The sequence below is a fragment of the Maribacter forsetii DSM 18668 genome, assembly GCF_000744105.1.
GTDB classification, from domain to species: Bacteria; Bacteroidota; Bacteroidia; order Flavobacteriales; family Flavobacteriaceae; genus Maribacter; species Maribacter forsetii.
The window spans coordinates 3,632,501-3,653,499 of sequence record NZ_JQLH01000001.1 but is presented as its reverse complement, the minus strand read 5'-3'; the positions used below and the strand labels follow the sequence as shown (position 1 = coordinate 3,653,499).

16 protein-coding genes, 1 tRNA gene and 1 rRNA gene (1 of these 18 cut by a window edge) are annotated in these 20,999 nt (G+C 38.9%); 16 read left to right on the top strand and 2 right to left on the bottom strand.

From position 1 onward, the window contains the following. Positions 1–706 precede the first annotated feature (706 nt). Both yihA and P177_RS15525 read right to left on the bottom strand, forming a co-directional pair. Complete coding sequence (gene yihA / locus P177_RS15530) at positions 707–1,321, bottom strand: ribosome biogenesis GTP-binding protein YihA/YsxC (RefSeq protein WP_036156198.1); 615 nt, start codon at positions 1,319–1,321, stop codon at positions 707–709. An 11-nt stretch (positions 1,322–1,332) separates the two neighbouring features. Then, the gene (locus P177_RS15525; RefSeq protein ID WP_036156195.1) at positions 1,333–2,097 is read right to left on the bottom strand and encodes an alpha/beta fold hydrolase; all 765 of its coding nucleotides are present in this window, start codon (positions 2,095–2,097) and stop codon (positions 1,333–1,335) included. Positions 2,098–2,168: 71 nt separating this feature from the next. On the opposite strand from P177_RS15525, the gene P177_RS15520 reads away from it, so the two are divergent. From P177_RS15520 to P177_RS15445, 16 genes are all read left to right on the top strand, one after another. After that, positions 2,169–2,834, top strand: a complete 666-nt coding sequence (locus P177_RS15520) for a division/cell wall cluster transcriptional repressor MraZ (RefSeq protein ID WP_245233053.1) — start codon at positions 2,169–2,171, stop codon at positions 2,832–2,834. Beyond that, complete coding sequence (gene rsmH / locus P177_RS15515) at positions 2,824–3,726, top strand: 16S rRNA (cytosine(1402)-N(4))-methyltransferase RsmH (RefSeq protein ID WP_036156193.1); 903 nt, start codon at positions 2,824–2,826, stop codon at positions 3,724–3,726. Before P177_RS15520 ends, rsmH begins: the two co-directional genes overlap by 11 nt. After that, positions 3,713–4,054 carry an FtsL-like putative cell division protein gene (locus P177_RS15510; RefSeq protein WP_394330707.1) on the top strand — a complete coding sequence of 114 codons (342 nt, stop codon included), beginning with the start codon at positions 3,713–3,715 and terminating at the stop codon, positions 4,052–4,054. The genes rsmH and P177_RS15510 overlap by 14 nt, the downstream gene beginning before the upstream one ends. After that, complete coding sequence (locus tag P177_RS15505) at positions 4,054–6,060, top strand: penicillin-binding protein (RefSeq protein ID WP_036156191.1); 2,007 nt, start codon at positions 4,054–4,056, stop codon at positions 6,058–6,060. Before P177_RS15510 ends, P177_RS15505 begins: the two co-directional genes overlap by 1 nt. Further along, positions 6,057–7,520 carry a UDP-N-acetylmuramoyl-L-alanyl-D-glutamate--2,6-diaminopimelate ligase gene (locus tag P177_RS15500; RefSeq protein ID WP_036156189.1) on the top strand — a complete coding sequence of 488 codons (1,464 nt, stop codon included), beginning with the start codon at positions 6,057–6,059 and terminating at the stop codon, positions 7,518–7,520. The genes P177_RS15505 and P177_RS15500 overlap by 4 nt, the downstream gene beginning before the upstream one ends. A gap of 31 nt (positions 7,521–7,551) precedes the next feature. Further along, entirely contained in the window at positions 7,552–8,772 is a 1,221-nt protein-coding gene (gene mraY / locus P177_RS15495) for a phospho-N-acetylmuramoyl-pentapeptide-transferase (RefSeq protein WP_036156187.1), read from the top strand. Continuing rightward, positions 8,772–10,106: a UDP-N-acetylmuramoyl-L-alanine--D-glutamate ligase gene (gene murD / locus P177_RS15490; RefSeq protein WP_036156185.1), complete on the top strand. Its 1,335-nt coding sequence runs from the start codon at positions 8,772–8,774 to the stop codon at positions 10,104–10,106. The genes mraY and murD overlap by 1 nt, the downstream gene beginning before the upstream one ends. Before the next feature lies 1 nt (position 10,107). Beyond that, a complete protein-coding gene (locus P177_RS15485; RefSeq protein WP_036156183.1) occupies positions 10,108–11,316 on the top strand; it encodes an FtsW/RodA/SpoVE family cell cycle protein in 1,209 nt (402 codons plus the stop codon). After that, positions 11,303–12,391, top strand: a complete 1,089-nt coding sequence (gene murG / locus P177_RS15480; protein ID WP_036156181.1) for an undecaprenyldiphospho-muramoylpentapeptide beta-N-acetylglucosaminyltransferase — start codon at positions 11,303–11,305, stop codon at positions 12,389–12,391. Before P177_RS15485 ends, murG begins: the two co-directional genes overlap by 14 nt. 1 nt (position 12,392) lies before the next feature. Next, the gene (gene murC, locus P177_RS15475) at positions 12,393–13,748 is read left to right on the top strand and encodes a UDP-N-acetylmuramate--L-alanine ligase (protein ID WP_036156179.1); all 1,356 of its coding nucleotides are present in this window, start codon (positions 12,393–12,395) and stop codon (positions 13,746–13,748) included. Further along, complete coding sequence (locus P177_RS15470; protein WP_036156177.1) at positions 13,738–14,457, top strand: cell division protein FtsQ/DivIB; 720 nt, start codon at positions 13,738–13,740, stop codon at positions 14,455–14,457. Before murC ends, P177_RS15470 begins: the two co-directional genes overlap by 11 nt. A gap of 4 nt (positions 14,458–14,461) precedes the next feature. Further along, positions 14,462–15,805 carry a cell division protein FtsA gene (ftsA, locus tag P177_RS15465; RefSeq protein WP_036156175.1) on the top strand — a complete coding sequence of 448 codons (1,344 nt, stop codon included), beginning with the start codon at positions 14,462–14,464 and terminating at the stop codon, positions 15,803–15,805. A 43-nt stretch (positions 15,806–15,848) separates the two neighbouring features. Next, positions 15,849–17,762, top strand: coding sequence for a cell division protein FtsZ (gene ftsZ / locus P177_RS15460; protein WP_036156173.1), 1,914 nt, complete (start codon positions 15,849–15,851; stop codon positions 17,760–17,762). An 89-nt stretch (positions 17,763–17,851) separates the two neighbouring features. After that, positions 17,852–18,295 (top strand): GatB/YqeY domain-containing protein, encoded by a 444-nt coding sequence (locus P177_RS15455; RefSeq protein ID WP_036156171.1) that lies wholly within the window; start codon positions 17,852–17,854, stop codon positions 18,293–18,295. Positions 18,296–18,433: 138 nt separating this feature from the next. Continuing rightward, positions 18,434–18,507: transfer RNA gene (locus tag P177_RS15450), tRNA-Arg, on the top strand. A gap of 991 nt (positions 18,508–19,498) precedes the next feature. Next, positions 19,499–20,999: ribosomal RNA gene (locus P177_RS15445) — 16S ribosomal RNA — on the top strand; it runs 26 nt beyond the window's last position.

Here is a 20,999-nt window from a genome sequence, read left to right as displayed (position 1 = left end):
GTGAATTTCGAGGTACTAGAAATTCGCTTGCCCGCCGATAAGGAGGGTATCGAGAACAGGTTTGGAACACGCAAGGGTTCTCGATACAATTTTAGGCTTTCGTTGCACTCATGCTAAAATCACTCGAACTGACAATGCGTTTACGAGATGGGTGTCGTGTTCCAAATAAGCATATAGCCGCGCTTTGCTCGCTATGACGGAGAGATTTTAATATTCGTCTTTGCGAGGAGCTTATCGTGACGTGGCAATCTGTTGAAGGTGTGTTCTGTATTTGGTTGTTGGTCCCGCTTGGTTGATGGTTTTTGGTTGTTGGTTGTTGGTCTCACTCGGTCGTAGAGCTTACTCGGTCGCTGAGCGCAGCCGAAGTGATTCGTGTTCCAAAGTTCTCGACTGCGCTCGAAGTGACATTTCGGTTTTAAAGAGTAAAAAGTACAGCGTATGAAGCCGTAAGTAATTAAAGAGTACAAAGTAATAAGTACAAAGTATTAAGTAGTGGATGTGCAATGTAAAGAGAATAGCAAAAAGCGAACAGCTCTGAGTACGAAGTACAAAGAACTAACACAAACAGCTATGTACTTAATACTTAATACAAAAAACGCGCAGCGTTAAAAAAAACTGCCAACTGATACTGCCAACTGAACACTAGAACAAGTACTTAATACAAAAAACGCGCAGCGTTAAAAAACGAACAACCAACAACCAACAACTACTTCGTTGCCTCAAAAAACTTCTCGTTGATATCATCTATGTACGCCAGTACTTCATCACGACCGCTACGGTGGCTAGAGCTGGTTACAAAATGTGGCGGTGCTTCTTCCCACATATCGGCTAAAAGTTTGTCCAGATATTGTTTTACCTGGCGCTCAATGGCTTTCGGTTTCAATTTATCTGCTTTGGTGAAGATAATGGCAAAAGGTACTCCGTTTTCACCCATCCACTGCATGAACTCCATATCTATAGGTTGTGGATCATGGCGAATATCTACAAGTACAAAAGAACACACTAGCTGCTCTCGTTGTAAAAAGTAATTGGTGATATATTTTTGAAAGGTATTTTTATCTCTTTTAGAAACACGGGCATAACCGTAACCGGGTAAATCTACCAGAAACCAATTTTCATTGATTTTAAAATGGTTGATCAATTGTGTCTTACCAGGTCTGCCAGATGTTTTTGCCAAGCTTTTACGCTCGGTCAACATATTGATCAAAGAAGACTTACCAACGTTAGAACGACCAATAAAGGCGTACTCGGGTAAAGGCTCTTTCGGGCATTTGGCAACATCAGAGTTGCTCATTACAAAGTCGGCCGACTTTATTTTCATCCGTAGGGTATTTAGAAATTGTTTTTCGTCAACCACTCATCAAGAATGGTATTGAATTGGTCTGGGTGCTCCATCATAGGTGCATGTCCACATTTATCCATCCAAAATAAATCTGAATTAGGTAAAAGCTCATCGAACAGTTCTGCAACGTCTGGCGGAGTAACCGTATCATTTTTTCCCCATATAATACAAGTAGGGGTTTTCATGCTAGGTAGATCTTGCGCCATGTTATGGCGAATGGCACTTTTTGCAATTGCCAAAGTCTTCACCAATTTTACACGATCATTGACCGTAGCAAAAACTTCATCTACAATCTCTTTGGTGGCAACTGCCGGGTCATAGAAAACATCTTGTGCCTTCTTTTTAATGAACTCATAATCACCACGTTTTGGGTAACCATCGCCCATAGCGCTTTCATAAAGTCCAGAACTACCGGTAATCACCAAAGCTTTTACTTTGGCAGGGTATAATTTGGTGTGTAAAAGACCAATATGGCCACCTAAAGAGTTGCCTAAAAGAATAACATCATCCAGCTCTTTATAGTCAATGAATTTCTTAAGGTATTTGGCAAAATTCTTTACCGTTGTCTTTAACATCGGCATTGAGTATAGGGGCAATTCAGGAATCAGTACTTTGTAACCTTTAGGAGGGAAATAAGTATTCACTCCCTCAAAATTACTGAGTCCGCCCATTAATCCGTGTAGAATAATAATGGGTTTTCCTTCGCCTTTTTCTATATACTTAAATCCTCCGTCGTTGATCAATTCGTTTTCCATGCGCACTACTCATCAGTAATTGTCCAAATATAGGTAATTACCGAGAATAGCAAACAACTCTTTTCGATAAGGTGACCACAAGAAACTTTAAGAATTCACTTTTTCAAGATTTAGGGGCTGAGTGGGAAAATTATCCCATAAAATCCGATGAAGTGCAAAAACGTGTTCAAAAGTGGGGTAATTTATTAACAAAGTGGTTTTTAGTGGTAAAATGTGGTAATAATATTTATATATTTGAGTTATATAAACTAAACAGAACCAATTTGGACATCTTTTTCTTTGGGACATTTAACTGCAAAGCTGATGCTAAGGGGCGTATTATGCTCCCTGTTGCGCTGCGCAATCAAGTGGCTCCGATCTTAAAAGATGGCTTCTTTATCAAAAAATCATATTTGAGCGAGTGTTTAGAATTATACCCTGCTTACGAGTGGCACAGAGTAATGGCAGAATTGAACGAAAAGAGCAGGTTCGATGAAGAAAACCTACAGTTCATAAGAATGTATACTGCGGGGCTTCGTCAAGTAGAAGTAGATGCTACCGGTAGATTATTGATACCTAAAGACATTATTTCATTAGGTGGTATTACCAAAGAAGTGGTGATTGCACCAATTGGTAAAAGATTAGAGATTTGGGACAAGAAGGCGTATGACGAATCTATAAACGCAACGAAAGAAGAGAAGGTGAAGTTGGCAAAGCGTGTAATGTTAGGTGAAAAACCAAGTGGAGATGTATCATAATCCTGTATTGCTGAAAGAATCGGTAGACGGTTTAAACATCAAAGAAGATGGTATATATGTAGATGTGACATTTGGTGGTGGCGGTCACTCTAAAGAGATATTAAAAAGATTGGGCAAGGAAGGCAAATTATATGCCTTTGATCAAGATGAGGATGCGCAGGCAAATGCATTAGGTGACCCAAGATTTACGCTGATAGCGGAGAATTTTAGATACATCACCCAGTTTTTAAAGTTCTATGGCATAAAGAAGGTAGATGGTATTCTTGCGGATTACGGAGTGTCATCGCATCAGTTTGATCAAGCGGAAAGAGGATTCTCTACGCGTTTTGATGCGGATTTGGATATGCGAATGAGCAAGCGCAATACACTATCAGCTTTTGAGGTAGTGAATAAGTACTCATATGATGACTTGCGTAAGGTGTTGTTCGAGTACGGCGATATTAGAAACGCGAACGCCATGGCAAAAGTAATTGTTGCCAGTAGGGAAGAAGAAGAGATACAGACTACCGATGCATTGAAAACAGTGTTGAAGCAGTTTTTGCCGGAACATAGGCAACATAAAATATTGGCACAGATATATCAAGCGATTCGCATAGAGGTGAATCAAGAGATAGAAGTGATCAAAGAGTTTTTGGAGCAGGCTCCAGGTTTATTGAATGAAAAAGGAAGGCTAAGTGTAATTAGCTACCACTCTTTAGAAGACAGGCTTGTAAAAAGATTTATAAGAGCAGGACAGTTTGAAGGAGAGCCGGAAAAAGATTTTTACGGCAATATAGATGTACCGTTAAAAAAGGTTGGTGGATTGATAGTGCCGACTAAAGAGGAAATAAAATTGAATAACAGAGCACGTAGTGCAAAATTAAGAATAGCAGAGCGTAATGGCGAAAAGTAAAGTGAAAACAGGTGTTTTTGACCTTTTGAAGGGTAAATTTTTGGTGAGCGATGACGCCCCTAAAAATTGGCTGTTCATTATTTTCATTTCGTTTTTGGCAACGGTTATGATCAGTAGCTCTCATAGTGCCGATCAAAAAGTACACCGCATTGCTTTATTGAATGAAGAAGTAAAAGAGTTGCGTAATGAGTTCGTAGATATGCGATCAGATGTGCAGCAGCTAAAATTAGAATCGAGCATTACCGGTAAAATATCGGAAAAAGGACTGTATCCTTCAGAGAATCCCCCGCAGAAAATTAAGGTGAAATCTTTAAAAGAGGAGGAATAATGGCAGCGACGGATAAAAGCATATTAAAAAGGCTCTACATAGTGGCGGGTTTCATGGTGCTCTTTGCGGGTGCTGTGTTGTTTAAGCTGGTTTCTATTCAAATTGTAGATGGCGAAAAATACCAGGCATTGGCAGATACGCGTACCGAGCGTATGTTCACCATTGAGCCGAATAGAGGTAACCTATATTCAGATGACGGTAGCCTTTTGGCAACTTCAGTATCTAAATACACTATACGTTTTGATGCCGTAACGGTAAGTAGTGAAGATTTTAAAGAAAATGTAAAACCATTGGCAGATGCCTTGGCCAAGCAATTTGGTAAAACGTCTTCTCATTATCAGCAACTTTTAAGAAAAGCGAGAGAGAATAAAAATAGGTATGCGCTAATTGTGCGTAATCTAGATTATTCTGAATATATGGCAGTAAAGGAATTTCCGCTATTCAATAAAGGAGCGTTCAAAGGCGGACTCATTATTGAGCAGAAAACGAAAAGAGAGCATCCTTTAGGTAAAATTGCCGAGCGTAGTGTTGGGTATGAGCGTGTAGATGAAAACGGATATTATACTCGAGTGGGTATGGAAGGTGCTTTTGGGGAATACCTAAGAGGAATTTCAGGGAAGCGTTTAAAGCAAAAAATCGCAAAGGGACAGTGGAAGCCAATTGGTAACGATAATATCATTGAGCCAAAAGATGGTTATGATGTGTATTCTACTATAGACATTAATATACAAGATATAGCGCACCATGCATTATTGGGTCAGTTAGAGAAATATCAAGCGGATCACGGTACGGTAATCGTAATGGAAGTGAAAACGGGTGAGGTAAAGGCGATATCGAATTTGGGTCAGACCTCAGAAGGTAAATATTACGAGCGATTGAATTACGCCATCGGTGAATCTCACGAGCCTGGTTCTACTTTTAAATTAGTGAATTTGGTGGCTGCTTTAGAAGATAAGGTGATAGATACCAGTTCTGTTATTGATACCGAAAAAGGAGCTTGGAAATTATATAAGCATACTATTAGGGATACCAAACGTGGAGGTCACGGTGAAATTACCATGTCAGAAGCTTTTGAGGTGTCGTCAAATGTTGCCTTTGCTAAAATGATTCATGAAGGGTATAAGAATGACCCAGAGAAATATGTGAACAGATTAATGAGCATGGGTATCCATAAAGAATTAGGACTTCCGGTAGTTGGCGAAGGAAAACCTGTTCTGCGTTACCCAGGTGATAAAGGATGGTCAGGTCTTTCATTGGCGCAAATGGCTTATGGCTATGAGGTATCTATGACTCCGCTACAAACATTGGCATTCTATAATGCTATTGCAAATAATGGCGAAATGGTAAAGCCGCGTTTGTTGAAAGAAGTAAAAGAGTGGAACAAGACGATTGAGAAGTTTGATAAAAAGGTATTGAACCCTGCAATTTGTTCTCAGTCCACCGTAAAGAAAGTACAGCAGATATTAAAGAATGTAGTGGAGAAAGACCATGGAACGGGTCACCGTATGTATTCAAAGAATTTCTCTATGGCGGGAAAAACGGGTACAACTCAGACGAATTATGTGTCTAAGGATAGGTCGAAGTATGAATATGTTTCTTCGTTCGCAGGATATTTTCCGGCAGATGATCCAAAATACTCTTGTATAGTGGTAATCCATAAGCCAGACAAAAGTGTTGGGTATTATGGTGCAGATGTATCTGGTCCGGTATTTAAATCTGTAGCACAAAAAGTATATGCAACATCACCTTTAACAAGTGAGGTAGATGTAAAAAATGTGTTGATCGCTAAAAATGAAGATTCTCACCAAGGATACTATAAGGTGGCACAGGCAAAATATGCTGCAATGCCAAATGTAAAAGGTATGTGTGGTATGGATGCCGTTGCAATTCTTGAGAATTTGGGTATTGAAGTAGAGGTAAGAGGAAATGGCAAGGTAAAAAAACAGTCCATTACCAAAGGCACCGATTTAAAATCAGTGAAAAAAATAGTATTAGAATTAATATGATGCAATTAAAGGACATATTATATGGAGTGCGTATTACTGCTGTTAGCGGTACTACCTCTTGTGATATAGCATCAGTTCGTTTTGATTCTCGCGAGGTGCAAAAATCTGATGCCTTCGTAGCTATAAAAGGCACGTTGACCGATGGTCATAAATATATTGATCAGGTAGTTGCTGCAGGTGCAAGAGCAATAGTTTGCGAGCAGTTACCAGCTGAGATGATAGATGATGTAACGTATGTGCAAGTAGAAAGTGGTAATCAGGCATTGGCATTGATGGCTTCAAATTACTACGGTACACCATCAAAAAATTTAAAATTAGTAGGTGTTACGGGTACCAATGGTAAAACCACGGTATCTAGTTTGTTATATCAGTTATTTAAAAAAGCAGGATACAAAGTAGGCTTGTTGTCCACCATTAAAATCATGGTAGATGATACGGTTTATCCAACAAAACATACTACTCCTGATGCATTGGTGATCAATCAGCATTTAAAATTGATGAACGATGCCGGTGTAGAGTATTGCTTTATGGAAGTAAGTTCTCATGGTATTCACCAGAAAAGAACCGAAGGTTTGGTGTTTGAAGGGGCAATTTTTACGAATCTGTCTCATGATCATCTAGACTATCATAAAACATTTGCAGAGTACCGCGATACTAAAAAGATATTGTTTGATCAGTTGCCAAAAACGGCATTTGCATTGACTAATGTAGATGATAAGAATGGTTTGGTCATGTTGCAGAATACTAAGGCTAGAAAAGCAAGCTACGCCTTAAAGAACTATGCAGATTACAGAGCACAGATTTTAGAAAATCAGTTCGACGGTCAATTGTTGAAAATCAATGATCATGAGCTATGGACAAAATTAATAGGTCATTTCAATGCCTATAATATGCTAGCGATTTTTGCGACAGCAGATTTATTGGGATTGGAGCAATTAGAAACCCTTCGCTTGTTGAGTGAATTGGAGAATGTAGATGGAAGGTTTCAATATTATATATCTAAGAAAAGAATTACGGCTATAGTTGATTATGCCCATACGCCGGACGCCCTAAAAAATGTGCTTGAGACAATCAACACGTTGAGAACTGGAAATGAAAACGTCATCACCGTTGTGGGGTGTGGTGGCGATAGAGACAGATCAAAGCGTCCGGTAATGGGTAATATCGCATCTGAAATGAGTAATAAAGTTATTCTCACTTCAGATAATCCTAGAACTGAATCCCCTACTGAAATTATTGCAGAAATGGAGGCGGGGGTAGAACCTCAGAATGTAAAGAAGATTTTATCCATTGAAAATAGGGAGCAAGCCATAAAAACGGCATGTCAACTAGCAGACGATAACGATATCATATTAGTAGCCGGCAAAGGTCATGAGACCTACCAAGAAACCAATGGCGTACGCATAGATTTCGACGATTTTAAAATAGTAAAAGAGCTTTTAGCAAGCTTAGAAAAATAACCAAAGCTTAGTAGCAAAGAATACAGATTATATGTTAACCTACCTGTTCGAATATTTAGAAAAACAATACCAGTTGCCTGGAGCTTCGCTGTTTCAGTTCAGCACATTCCGTGCGGCAATGGCTATTCTGTTTTCATTGATGATTGCGACAGTGTACGGTAAGCGTGTAATTCTATTTTTACAAAAGCAACAAGTAGGAGAGACTATTCGCGATTTAGGTCTGGATGGTCAAAAGCAAAAAGCAGGTACGCCAACAATGGGTGGGGTTATCATCATCATGTCCACATTGATACCGGTATTGCTGTTTGCGAGGTTAGAGAATATTTATATTATACTACTGATATTCACCACGTTGTGGATGGGAGCAATTGGCTTTTTAGATGATTACATCAAAGTATTTAAAAAGAATAAAGAAGGGTTAAAAGGTCGTTTTAAGGTCTTAGGTCAGATAGTATTAGGGCTAATAGTAGGTGCAGTACTTTATTTTCACCCAGAGGTGACCATGCGTGATCATGACAAAACAATTATTACGCAAGACTATACGGTAGAACAAGTAAAAGGCGCTGAGATAAAGTCGACCATGACTACGGTACCTTTTTTTAAGAACAATGAGTTTGATTATGGTAGTCTAATATCATGGGCGGGCGATGGAGCAAAAGAATATGCGTGGTTACTGTTTATACCAATTATCATTTTGATAGTAACTGCAGTATCTAACGGCGCAAATTTAACTGATGGAATAGACGGACTTGCGGCAGGTACATCCGCAATTATTGTATTTACGCTGGGCATTTTTGCCTTGGTATCTGGTAACATTATTTTTTCTGATTATTTAGACATAATGTACATACCACGAGTAGGTGAGTTGCTAGTATTCATTACCGCCTTTGCAGGTGCATTAATCGGGTTCTTATGGTACAATGCATTTCCAGCACAAGTGTTTATGGGAGATACGGGTAGTTTAACCATTGGTGGAGTAATTGCCGTAATCGCAATTATAGTACGTAAAGAATTATTGATACCCGTGTTATGCGGAATCTTCTTTGCGGAGTCGCTTTCAGTGATGATACAAGTAGGGTATTTTAAATACACAAAGAAAAAATTTGGTGAGGGTAGACGTATATTTTTAATGTCTCCATTACATCACCATTATCAAAAAATGGGATACCACGAAAGTAAGATCGTAACCCGTTTTTGGATTGTAGGTATACTATTGGCAATTGTAACTGTAGTGACCTTAAAAATTAGATAATGGCATTACTGGTAGTTCTTGGAGGAGGAGAAAGTGGAGTAGGAACAGCCATTTTAGGATTGAAAAAAGGATACGATGTTTTTGTATCCGATAAAGGAAAAATTAAAGAGAAGTATAAAAACGTTCTTGAACATTTTGGAATTGATTGGGAAGAAGAACAGCATTCTGAAGACCGCATACTAAAAGCCGATTTGGTAATGAAGAGTCCGGGTATACCAGACAAAGTACCCTTGGTAAAGCAGTTGGTGTCGAAAGGTGTTCCTGTAATATCAGAGATAGAATTTGCATCAAAATACACCAATGCAAAAATCATTGGTATCACAGGTAGCAACGGAAAAACAACGACTACCATGCTAACTAACCACATTTTGGCAAATGCCGAATTGAAAGTGGGTATGGCAGGAAACATTGGTGATAGTTATGCGAAAATGGTTGCAGAGAATGATTTTGAGTATTACGTGCTTGAGATCAGTAGTTTTCAATTAGACGGCATAGTAGATTTTAAACCACACATTGCCGTGATTACGAATATTACACCAGATCACTTAGATCGGTATGAGTATGAGTTTGAAAACTACATAGCATCGAAATTTAGAATTGCAGAAAACCAAGACGAAAACGATTATTTGATTTATGATGCAGATGATACAGTTTTGGTAGAATGGCTGAACAAGCACCCGGTTAAATCAAAATTAATGCCCTTTTCATTGAATAAAGTATTTGAACAAGGCGCATTTATAGAACAAAGCGAGATAATAATAAAAACAACAACAGATACTATTAGCATGACGAAGAACACTTTGGCCTTAGAAGGTCAGCACAATGTAAAGAACACAATGGCAGCGGCAACAATTGCCAAATTAGTCGGTATCCGTAAGGAAACTATAAGAGCTTGTGTTTCTAATTTTCAAGGGGCTCCCCACCGTTTGGAAAAGGTGTTGAAAATACATCATGTGGAATATATCAATGACTCAAAAGCAACGAATGTAAACGCTGCTTATTACGCATTGGATAGCATGAAAACACCTACTGTTTGGATCGTAGGTGGTGTAGATAAGGGCAATGAGTACATGGAGTTAATGCCATTGGTACGTGAAAAAGTAAAAGCGATTATTTGCTTAGGTGAGGATAATGAAAAAATCAAGCATGTATTCGGTAATGCTGTGGATCTATTGGTAGAAACCTATGCCATGGAAGAAGCTGTTAAAGTGGCTTATAAAATTGCAGAGCGTGGTGATACGGTTTTGTTATCACCGGCATGTGCAAGTTTCGATTTGTTTAAGAACTATGAGGATCGCGGCGATCAATTTAAGAACTGTGTAAAGAACCTATAAGGTGTTGAATATATTTCAAAATATAAAAGGAGATAAAGCTATTTGGGCCATTGCGGCACTCTTGGCCTTATTTTCATTTCTACCAGTATATAGTGCCAGTAGTAATTTGGTATATGTTGTAGGTAGTGGTACGCCGGTTGGGCACTTGGTAAAACATGCCATACTGTTGTTTTTAGGCTTTGGAATTATTTACGGGGTACATAAAATACCTACGCACTTTTTTAAAGGGCTGTCCATGATAGCGTTGCCCATAGTGTTGGTATTGCTCATATTCGTATTGGCGCAAGGTACTTCAAGTGGTGGTACCAATGCCAGTCGTTGGATTCGTCTGCCTTTGGTAGGTTTCGGTTTTCAGCCCTCTAACTTGGCGGCAGTAGTGTTAATGATATATGTAGCGCGTTATTTCTCTAAGGTTAGAGATATTAAAATAACGTTTACAGAAAGCATAGTGCCATTGTGGTTGCCTGTATTTGCTGTAGTGGCGTTAATATTACCAGCTAACTTTTCAACTGCGGCTATTGTTTTCTCTATGGTTATGGTATTGTGTTTTTTAGGAGGATATCCTATGAAATATTTATTAGGTATTGTAGGAACGGGAGTTCTGTTTTTGTCCATATTCATATTAACGGCAAAAGCGTTTCCAGATTTATTTCCGAATAGGGTAGATACATGGATGAGCAGGATAGATAGTTTCTCTAACCCTGAAGATTCAGAAGGAACCTATCAAATAGAAAGAGCAAAAATTGCCATAGCTACAGGTGGAGTAATGGGTAAAGGAGCGGGTAAAAGTGTGCAAAAGAACTTTTTACCACAGAGTTCATCAGATTTTATCTATGCGATTATCGTTGAAGAATATGGTTTAATAGGTGGATTTATTTTGATGCTATTTTATTTGTTTCTGTTGTTTAGGATAGTGGTCGTCGCTAACGGATGTGCATCGATCTTTAGCAAATTATTAGTGCTAGGGGTAGGATTACCTATTGTTTTTCAAGCACTAATAAACATGGCGGTTGCGGTAGAATTATTTCCGGTAACGGGACAGAATTTACCATTGATCAGTAGCGGTGGTACCTCTAGTTGGATGACCTGTTTGGCAATAGGAATCATTTTAAGTGCAAGTAATAAAAGTATAGCGCAGGAGAGTGCTTCTGGCAATGATGTTGATATAGATGAAACGAACCCTTTAGAGATTTTAAGTGGGCAGTTATAAGTTCATTTTATCAGGAGGAGGTACTGGCGGACATATTTATCCGGCCATTGCCATAGCGAACGAATTGAAAAGGAGGTATCCTGATGCGGAGTTTTTGTTCGTAGGAGCGAAGGATAGAATGGAGATGGAAAAAGTGCCGCAAGCAGGATATAAAATAGAAGGATTGTGGATTACGGGAATTCAGCGAAAACTGACCCTTAAAAATCTACTTTTTCCAATAAAATTGATAAGTAGCTTAATGAGAGCAAATAGCATCGTATCGAAGTTTAAACCACACGCCGTAATTGGTACGGGTGGTTTTGCTAGTGGTCCGTTGTTAAAAATGGCAACCACTAAGGGTATACCTTGTGTATTGCAAGAACAGAATTCCTTTGCTGGTATTACCAATAAACTATTAAAAGACAAAGTGAAAAAAATCTGCGTGGCCTATGATGGCATGGAGAAATTTTTCCCGAAAGATAAAATTGTAAAAACGGGTAATCCTGTACGTTCAGATTTGGTGGTATTGAAAGCTACTAAAAATGAAGCTTTACAGTATTTTGAATTGAATGCCGATAAGAAAACACTTTTAGTATTAGGTGGAAGTTTAGGGGCAAGACGCATCAACCAATTGGTAGCGGATCATTTAGAATATTTTGAGGCATTAGGATTGCAAGTGATATGGCAATGTGGAAAAGGGTATTACGAAACCTATAAATCGCATCAGTCAGAGAATATTAAAGTACATGCTTTTTTAAACTCGATGGATAAAGCTTATGTAGCTGCAGATTTCATCATTTCAAGAGCAGGTGCAGGTGCAGTGTCAGAATTGTGTTTGGTTGGGAAACCAACATTCTTTATTCCGTCGCCAGTTGTAGCAGAAGATCACCAAACTATGAATGCATTATCTCTTGTTGGTCATAACGCTGCAATTATGATCAGGGAGAAAGAGCTTGATACAACATTTAAAACGGAGTTTGAATCGGTATTTAAATCCGAAGAAAAGCAACAAGAATTATCAAAGAATATTAAGTCGTTGGCATTACCAAATGCAACATCTGATATCTGCGATGAAATAGAAAAATTGATCAAATAAAATGAACGTAACGCAAATACATAGGGTGTATTTTATAGGCATTGGGGGCATAGGTATGTCTGCTTTGGCGCGTTATTTTGCGTTCATTGATAAAGCGGTTGCAGGGTACGATAAAACCGAGACTCCGCTTACACAAGAGTTGGCAAGTTCAGGTATTGACATTCATTATTTAGATGACATCAAAAGTGTTGCAGATGAGTTTAAAGACGATGTTGAGCACACTTTAGTAGTGTATACCCCTGCGGTACCATCTACTCATTCGGAGTATCAGTACTTTTTAAATAATGGGTTCACGATTAAGAAACGCTCAGAGGTACTTGGTTTAATTACCAAAGACTCTTTCTGTTTGGCAGTTGCCGGTACGCATGGTAAAACAACGACCTCTAGTATTTTGGCGCATTTGTTAAAAGAAACAGGAGTAAAAATGACGGCGTTCTTAGGCGGAATTTCAGAAGATTTTAATAGTAATTTCCTTTTAGAAGGAACAGACTATTCGGTAGTTGAAGCAGATGAATTTGATCGTTCATTTATGCAGTTGACGCCAAATGTAGCGTGTGTTACGTCTATGGATGCTGATCACCTTGATATTTATGGTGATGCGCAAGAATTGGAAAGAACATTTGTTGATTTTACCAAACGCTTAAAACCGGGTGGTAAACTATTTGTTCGTAATGGTTTGCCTTTAGAAGGGTTGACATATGGTATAGAAGACGATTCGGATTATTGCATTCGAAACATAAAAATAGAACATGGCACCTACATATTCGATTTGGAGACCCCTGACCTCAAACTAGAAGGGGTTGAATTCAACAAACCTGGGCGACATAATCTGTTGAACGGTTTGGTAGCTTTCGCAATGGCGATGCAAGCAGGTTCCCCACCGCATCGCCTTGCAGAGGCATTAGCAACATTTAAAGGAGTGCAAAGGCGTTTTTCATACAAAATTAAAAATGATGATTTCGTTTTTATAGATGATTATGCGCATCACCCAACAGAAATAAATGCTGTTTTTGAAGCAGTTGCAGAAATGCATCCAAATAAAAAAGTATTGGCGATTTTTCAGCCACACCTGTTTTCAAGAACACGTGATTTTGCAGATGAGTTTGCAAAAAGCTTGTCGCAATTCCAGAATATTTTGTTGCTGGATATCTATCCGGCTAGAGAAGAACCACTTGAGGGGATAACATCAGAATGGTTGTTGGAAAAGGTAAATAGCGGTAATAAAAAATTAATTTCGAAAGAACAAATCCTTTCTGAAATAAAAAAACAGGATCCTGATGTTTTACTAACAATGGGAGCCGGAGATATAGGTTTAGAAGTTGTGAAAATTAAAAAAGAAATGTCGTATGCAGGTTAATTGGAATTTTATAAAGTTAGCGGCTTTAGTTCTAGTAATCATGGGGTTATATGCTTTTTCAAATGAGCGTAATAGCGCTAAAAATGTTACGGGAATGAAGGTAGAATTCATTGGGGATCAAAATTTGTACCTCACTGAAGGAACGGTTAATAAATTGTTAATACAAAATTACGGTAGCCTTGATAATGTGCCTAAAGAAAATATAGTTTTGAATACTGTAGAAAAGGCCCTTGAGGCCAATGAAATGGTGAAAAGTGCACAAGTCTATCTAACAATAGATGGTCAGCTAACGTCTAAAATTGTTCAAAGGAAACCAATAGGGCGCATAGAAGGGAACACAAAGTTCTATTTGGACGATGAAGGAAAGAGAATGCCTCTTTCAAATAATCATTCGGCTAGAGTTCCTATCATCACAGGCAATATCAGTGGTAAAAGCCTTGAGGATGTTTATGTCATATTGGAACACATAAATATGGATGATTTTTTTCGGGAATCTGTAATTGGTATTCATATCAAAGGAGAGGAAGAATATCAGTTACGATTAAGGCTTAACAATTTTGTTGTAAACATAGGCGGTATTGAAGATTTAGATGCCAAGTTTAGCAATTTTAAGGCGTTTTATGTCAAAGCGAACAAGGATGAGACCTTGGAGGATTATGCAGAAGTAAGTTTAGAATTCAATAACCAGGTGGTGTGCACTAAAATATAATAAAATGGAACAAACTAAATATTCAGTCGGTTTAGACATAGGAACAACGAAAATCGTTGCCATAATCGGAAAACAAAACGAGTATGGTAAAATTGAGATTTTGGGTATCGGTAAGTCCAAAAGTTTAGGTGTACACAGAGGGGTGGTAAATAACATTACCCAGACCATAAAATCTATACAGCAGGCGGTTGAAGAGGCAGAAGCAAATTCTGGTCTTAAGATTGGATCTGTTGTTGTTGGTATTGCCGGTCAGCATATTAGAAGTTTACAGCACAGCGATTACATCACCAGAAAAGATTCTGAGGAGGTAATAGGAGAGGAAGATGTAGACTTGTTATGTAATCAAGTGCACAAATTGATTATGCTACCAGGTGAGGAGATTATTCATGTGTTACCACAAGAATACAAAGTTGACGGGCAAGCGGAAATCCGTGAACCTGTTGGTATGTACGGTGGTAGGCTAGAAGCTAACTTTCATGTAGTGGTTGGGCAGGTAGTTTCCATTAAAAACGTAGGTCGTTGCATTAAAAGTGCAGGATTGGATTTAGGAAATATAACACTAGAGCCATTAGCATCATCTGACGCAGTACTGAGTCAAGAAGAAAAAGAAGCTGGTGTAGCATTGATCGATATAGGTGGTGGTACAACTGATCTTGCCATTTTTAAAGATGGTATCATTAGGCATACTGCGGTTATTCCTTTTGGTGGTGGAGTTATTACCGAGGATATAAAAGAAGGATGTTCGATTATTGAGAAGCAAGCCGAATTGTTGAAAACCAGATTTGGATCTGCTTGGCCAGGTGAGAATAGAGATAATGAAATTGTGTCCATTCCAGGTTTACGTGGTAGAGAGCCAAAAGAGATCTCATTGAAAAATCTATCTAAGATTATTCACGCTCGTGTAGTTGAAATTATTGAACAAGTGTATGTAGAAATTAAAAACTACGGTCATGAAGAGCAAAAGAAAAAATTGATTGCAGGTATCGTGTTAACAGGTGGTGGTAGCCAGTTGAAGCATTTAAAGCAATTAGTAGAATATATAACAGGTATGGATACTCGTATCGGGTACCCTAACGAACATTTAGCTGGCGATTCTGATGAAGAAGTTGCTAGTCCATTGTATGCAACAGCTGTTGGTCTTTTAATGAATGCCATTAAAAACCAAGAGAAGTTGAAATTGACGCAAGAAGAGATTTTACAAGAACAGGAACTAGAGCAAGAAGAAGAGTTGGTGTATGCAGATCGTGATACGGAAGCAGTAGCTCGCCCTAACTTGCATAAAGAAAGAAAATCCGTTTTTGATAAGTGGTCTGAAAAATTGAAAGAATTTTTAGATAACGCAGAGTAATAAGCATAGCATAAGAGAATACATAACCAGTAATAATTAGAATATGAGTAAGAACAGCGAATTTGATAATATCTCCTTTGATCTACCAAAGAATCAAAGCAACGTTATAAAAGTCATTGGTGTAGGTGGCGGTGGTAGTAATGCCATTAATCACATGTTCCAGGCAGGAATTAACGGAGTTGATTTTGTAATCTGTAATACGGATTCTCAGGCTTTAGACAATAGTCCGGTGCCAAACAAAATACAATTAGGTGTATCATTAACAGAAGGTTTGGGTGCTGGTGCCAATCCTGAAGTAGGTGAACAAGCTGCCATGGAAAGCATGGAAGAGATTAAAAGTATGTTGGATACAACTACTAAAATGATATTCATTACTGCTGGTATGGGCGGGGGAACAGGAACTGGTGCTGCTCCCGTAATTGCCAAGTTTGCAAAAGAAATGGATGTTCTTACTGTTGGTATCGTTACTATGCCGTTTCAATTCGAAGGTAAAATGAGAGTTGAGCAGGCACAACGAGGTATTGAAAAATTGCGTAATAATGTCGATTCGCTGATCGTCATTAATAACAATAAATTAAGAGAAGTATACGGTAACCTTGGTTTTAAAGCTGGGTTCTCTAAGGCTGATGAAGTATTGGCAACTGCTGCTAGAGGTATTGCAGAAGTTATTACACATCACTATACACAAAACATAGATTTACGTGATGCTAAAACAGTACTATCAAATAGTGGTACTGCTATAATGGGGTCTGCTATTTCATCTGGTTCTGCTAGGGCTAATGAAGCGATTATGAAAGCATTGGATTCTCCGTTGTTGAACGATAACAAGATTCAAGGAGCTAAAAACGTATTGTTATTGATTGTTTCTGGTGCACAAGAAATAACAATTGACGAGATTGGTGAAATCAATGATCATATTCAAATAGAAGCAGGATACGGAGCAAACATTATTATGGGTGTTGGTGAAGATGAGAGCTTAGGTGAGGCTATTGCTGTAACGGTCATTGCTACTGGGTTTAATATTGAGCAACAAGATGATATTGTAAATACCGAGTCTAAGAAAATTATCCATACGTTAGAAGAAGGACAACGTGCAGAAGCAATGTTGTTATCTAACCAAAAAACAGTTCATACTTTAGAAATGGACGATGAGGAAGAGGAGGTAAAACAAGTCAAACCCGTAAAAAAGTATGAGTTCGTTGAGGAAGAAGATTTTGACTTGATACCTACAACGAACTATATTAAAAATTTCAATGTTTTTTACGAGGAAGTATTAGCTAAAAATGTTTCAGAAGAAGATTTTGTAATCGTAGATGCACCATCGGCTTTTAGAGATATTGAAGTAGTTGATCCAGAAGAATTACAAGTTGATGAGAAAGATGATCAATTCGCAGTAGGGTTCGATAGATCATCAAAAGATGAAGAGGAGAAAGAGAATGTAATCATGTTTGACTTGCATGATGAAGTAAAAGATATTGATGTAAAAGAAAGCATTGAAATTGTACCGGTCTTAGAATACAATAAGAATGGTGAAAAACGCTATAGCTTGGATGACTATATGCAGTTAGAGAGTAAACTGACTGGAGCAAAGTCTAAAGCAGAAGAATTTGAGCCAAAGGTTGTTGAAGATGAGTTGGTATTCGAAAGAAAGACAGTAGCACCAAGTAGGGAGGCAAGTCCAGAGGAACCGTTAGATCCAATGGAAACACCTATTGAAGAATTGTTGAGAGATAGAGCTGACGAACGCAGAAGAAAACTAAAAGATTTCAATTATAAGTTTAAAAACAACGCCCCTACAAGTTATGACGAAAAGAAGCCGGCATACCAAAGACAAGGAGTAGATTTAAATGAAAGTTCAAGAGAAAAAAAGATATCTAGAACTTCTTTAAGCGGAGATAGTAATGATGATATTCAGTTAAGATCTAACAACTCATTTTTACATGATAATGTAGACTAATAGTAAGTCTTACAATATTTTTAAAACCCGAAAACTAATATAGTTTTCGGGTTTTATTTTTTATCTTCGCAGACCAAAATAAAAGAGATATGGCTTTGCAGCAAAGAGTAATGGAACAGTTGAAATTAGCAATGAAAGCAAAGGATTCCGTAGCACTAGAATCGCTTAGAGCTATAAAATCTGCATTGTTGGTTGCAAGTACGAGTGGAGGTGAAGAAATTACCGAAGATAATGAAATACAGATTGTACAGAAGTTGGTAAAACAAAGAAAAGATAGTGCAGCCATTTTTATAGAACAAGGAAGACAAGATCTTGCTGATCCAGAATTAGCCCAGATTGCTGTCATAGAGCAATTTTTGCCAGAACAACTTACTGAAGAAGAAGTAGAAAAAGTTGTAGTTCAAACTATAGATGCTACCGGTGCTTCAGGTATGAAAGATATGGGTAAGGTGATGGGGATTGTTTCTAAGGAATTAGCGGGTCAAGCAGACGGTAAGTTGATTTCTACAATCGTAAAAAAGAAATTGGCATAATATAGATTCGTATTAGGGCATTTTTAATTTTGCTAATTGCTAATTGCTAATTGCTAATTGCTAATTGCTAATTGCTAATTGCTAATTGCTAATTGCTAATTGCTAATTGCTAATTGCTAATTGCTAATAAAAAATTATGGCCTCGTGGCGCAACTGAATAGCGCATCAGATTTCGGCTCTGAGGGTTGGGGGTTTGAATCCCTTCGAGGTCACTTAAATTTAAGGTCTTGCTTTTGCAAGACCTTTTTTTGTTTTAAATAATACGATTGTTTTAATTTGGTGATTGTACTTTTTGACAAACGCATATCTGTATTACTATGTTTTGATGCTGTTATTTTTGAATATTAAAGTACAGTTGGATAATTAAATATTATTATTCTGTATTGCATAAACTCAAATTGTAATGGTTCTTAATGAATAGTTGTTTAATAATCTTCCGTTTGCTTACATCAATAATTAGATACATTATATAGGTGTAGAATTAAATACACTTTTTTTGACTATCCATTTTGTCATTTAGTAAGGGCGAAAATTAAATATTGATACGTTTTTCTGTTTTTATTCGAGTAATAGATGGAGGAAATGATGAGTATTTGAAGCTTGTTTTGTTTTTTAAATTATGGTTTGTAGTTTAAAATACTAGCAGGGTTATAGGTAGAATATGTTACTTAATGCTGCAGTGGGTTTAATGGTTGAATTATCACCTCATTTTATCCTTCTCCAACCCTGTCAAAATCATGCAGTTATGTTTTGGTCAAAAAACTTTCGTTTTTTATTTTAAAAAATGGTTGTGTAATTAATAATAGTGTGTACATTTGCACCCCGCTAGCGAGGAAGATTGATTTGGAATCGGGAGTGGGAAATAGGTTCTTAGATATGTTGTTTTGGTCTGACGAAAAAAAGAAAATAATTTTTTTTCGATAAAAGTTGTCAGGTTAAAAAACAGTTGTATATTTGCAGCCGCTTAGGGAAACACCTAAGGGAAACGAGGCTAGGAAATCGAGAGATTTTGAGCTGAGTGGATAGAAGTTCATTGAAATATTGTGGAGATAAGAATCGAGTTCAGGTGAGGACCTGGGCGAGAGGAACAAGAATTAAGGAAACATGAAAATTCAGTATGTCTTAGGATATATATAAGGAATTGAATCGAGAGTCGGGGCCGGGATTGATTTTGACTTCGTTGGGACGAATATTTACAAAACAACGATGAAGAGTTTGATCCTGGCTCAGGATGAACGCTAGCGGCAGGCCTAACACATGCAAGTCGAGGGGTAACATTTGTGCTTGCACAAGATGACGACCGGCGCACGGGTGCGCACCGCGTATGGAACCTACCTTGTACAGGGGAATAGCCCAGGGAAACTTGGATTAATGCCCCGTAGTACCGTGACCCGGCATCGGGATACGGTTAAAGCCTTCGGGCGGTATAAGATGGCCATGCGTCCCATTAGCTAGTTGGTAAGGTAACGGCTTACCAAGGCTACGATGGGTAGGGGCCCTGAGAGGGGGATCCCCCACACTGGTACTGAGACACGGACCAGACTCCTACGGGAGGCAGCAGTGAGGAATATTGGACAATGGAGGAGACTCTGATCCAGCCATGCCGCGTGCAGGAAGAATGCCCTATGGGTAGTAAACTGCTTTTATACGGGAAGAAAAAAGAGTACGTGTACTCTACTGACGGTACCGTAAGAATAAGGACCGGCTAACTCCGTGCCAGCAGCCGCGGTAATACGGAGGGTCCGAGCGTTATCCGGAATTATTGGGTTTAAAGGGTCCGTAGGCGGGCCGATAAGTCAGGGGTGAAAGTTTGCAGCTCAACTGTAAAATTGCCTTTGATACTGTTGGTCTTGAGTTATAGTGAAGTTGCCGGAATATGTAGTGTAGCGGTGAAATGCATAGATATTACATAGAACACCGATTGCGAAGGCAGGTGACTAACTATATACTGACGCTGATGGACGAAAGCGTGGGGAGCGAACAGGATTAGATACCCTGGTAGTCCACGCCGTAAACGATGGATACTAGCTGTCCGAGGCCTTGAGTCTTGGGCGGCCAAGCGAAAGTGATAAGTATCCCACCTGGGGAGTACGTTCGCAAGAATGAAACTCAAAGGAATTGACGGGGGCCCGCACAAGCGGTGGAGCATGTGGTTTAATTCGATGATACGCGAGGAACCTTACCAGGGCTTAAATGCATATTGACAGGTCTAGAGATAGATTTTCCTTCGGGCAATTTGCAAGGTGCTGCATGGTTGTCGTCAGCTCGTGCCGTGAGGTGTCAGGTTAAGTCCTATAACGAGCGCAACCCCTACCGTTAGTTGCCAGCATGTCATGATGGGGACTCTAACGGGACTGCCGGTGCAAACCGTGAGGAAGGTGGGGATGACGTCAAATCATCACGGCCCTTACGTCCTGGGCCACACACGTGCTACAATGGTAGGTACAGAGAGCAGCCACGTCGCAAGGCGGAGCGAATCTATAAAACCTATCACAGTTCGGATCGGGGTCTGCAACTCGACCCCGTGAAGCTGGAATCGCTAGTAATCGGATATCAGCCATGATCCGGTGAATACGTTCCCGGGCCTTGTACACACCGCCCGTCAAGCCATGGAAGCCGGGAGTGCCTGAAGTCCGTCACCGTAAGGAGCGGCCTAGGGCAAGATCGGTAACTAGGGCTAAGTCGTAACAAGGTAGCCGTACCG

Bases quoted from the DNA above. Each gene is read 5' to 3' on its own strand.
- ftsZ (WP_036156173.1), top strand. From the start codon at position 15,849: ATGAGTAAGAACAGCGAATTTGATAATATCTCCTTTGATCTACCAAAG.
- P177_RS15455 (WP_036156171.1), top strand. From the start codon at position 17,852: ATGGCTTTGCAGCAAAGAGTAATGGAACAGTTGAAATTAGCAATGAAA.
- murD (WP_036156185.1), top strand. From the start codon at position 8,772: ATGGCATTACTGGTAGTTCTTGGAGGAGGAGAAAGTGGAGTAGGAACA.
- rsmH (WP_036156193.1), top strand. From the start codon at position 2,824: ATGTATCATAATCCTGTATTGCTGAAAGAATCGGTAGACGGTTTAAAC.
- P177_RS15505 (WP_036156191.1), top strand. From the start codon at position 4,054: ATGGCAGCGACGGATAAAAGCATATTAAAAAGGCTCTACATAGTGGCG.
- mraY (WP_036156187.1), top strand. From the start codon at position 7,552: ATGTTAACCTACCTGTTCGAATATTTAGAAAAACAATACCAGTTGCCT.
- yihA (WP_036156198.1), bottom strand. From the start codon at position 1,321: ATGAAAATAAAGTCGGCCGACTTTGTAATGAGCAACTCTGATGTTGCC.
- P177_RS15525 (WP_036156195.1), bottom strand. From the start codon at position 2,097: ATGGAAAACGAATTGATCAACGACGGAGGATTTAAGTATATAGAAAAA.
- P177_RS15470 (WP_036156177.1), top strand. From the start codon at position 13,738: ATGCAGGTTAATTGGAATTTTATAAAGTTAGCGGCTTTAGTTCTAGTA.
- P177_RS15510 (WP_394330707.1), top strand. From the start codon at position 3,713: ATGGCGAAAAGTAAAGTGAAAACAGGTGTTTTTGACCTTTTGAAGGGT.
- murC (WP_036156179.1), top strand. From the start codon at position 12,393: ATGAACGTAACGCAAATACATAGGGTGTATTTTATAGGCATTGGGGGC.
- ftsA (WP_036156175.1), top strand. From the start codon at position 14,462: ATGGAACAAACTAAATATTCAGTCGGTTTAGACATAGGAACAACGAAA.
- P177_RS15500 (WP_036156189.1), top strand. From the start codon at position 6,057: ATGATGCAATTAAAGGACATATTATATGGAGTGCGTATTACTGCTGTT.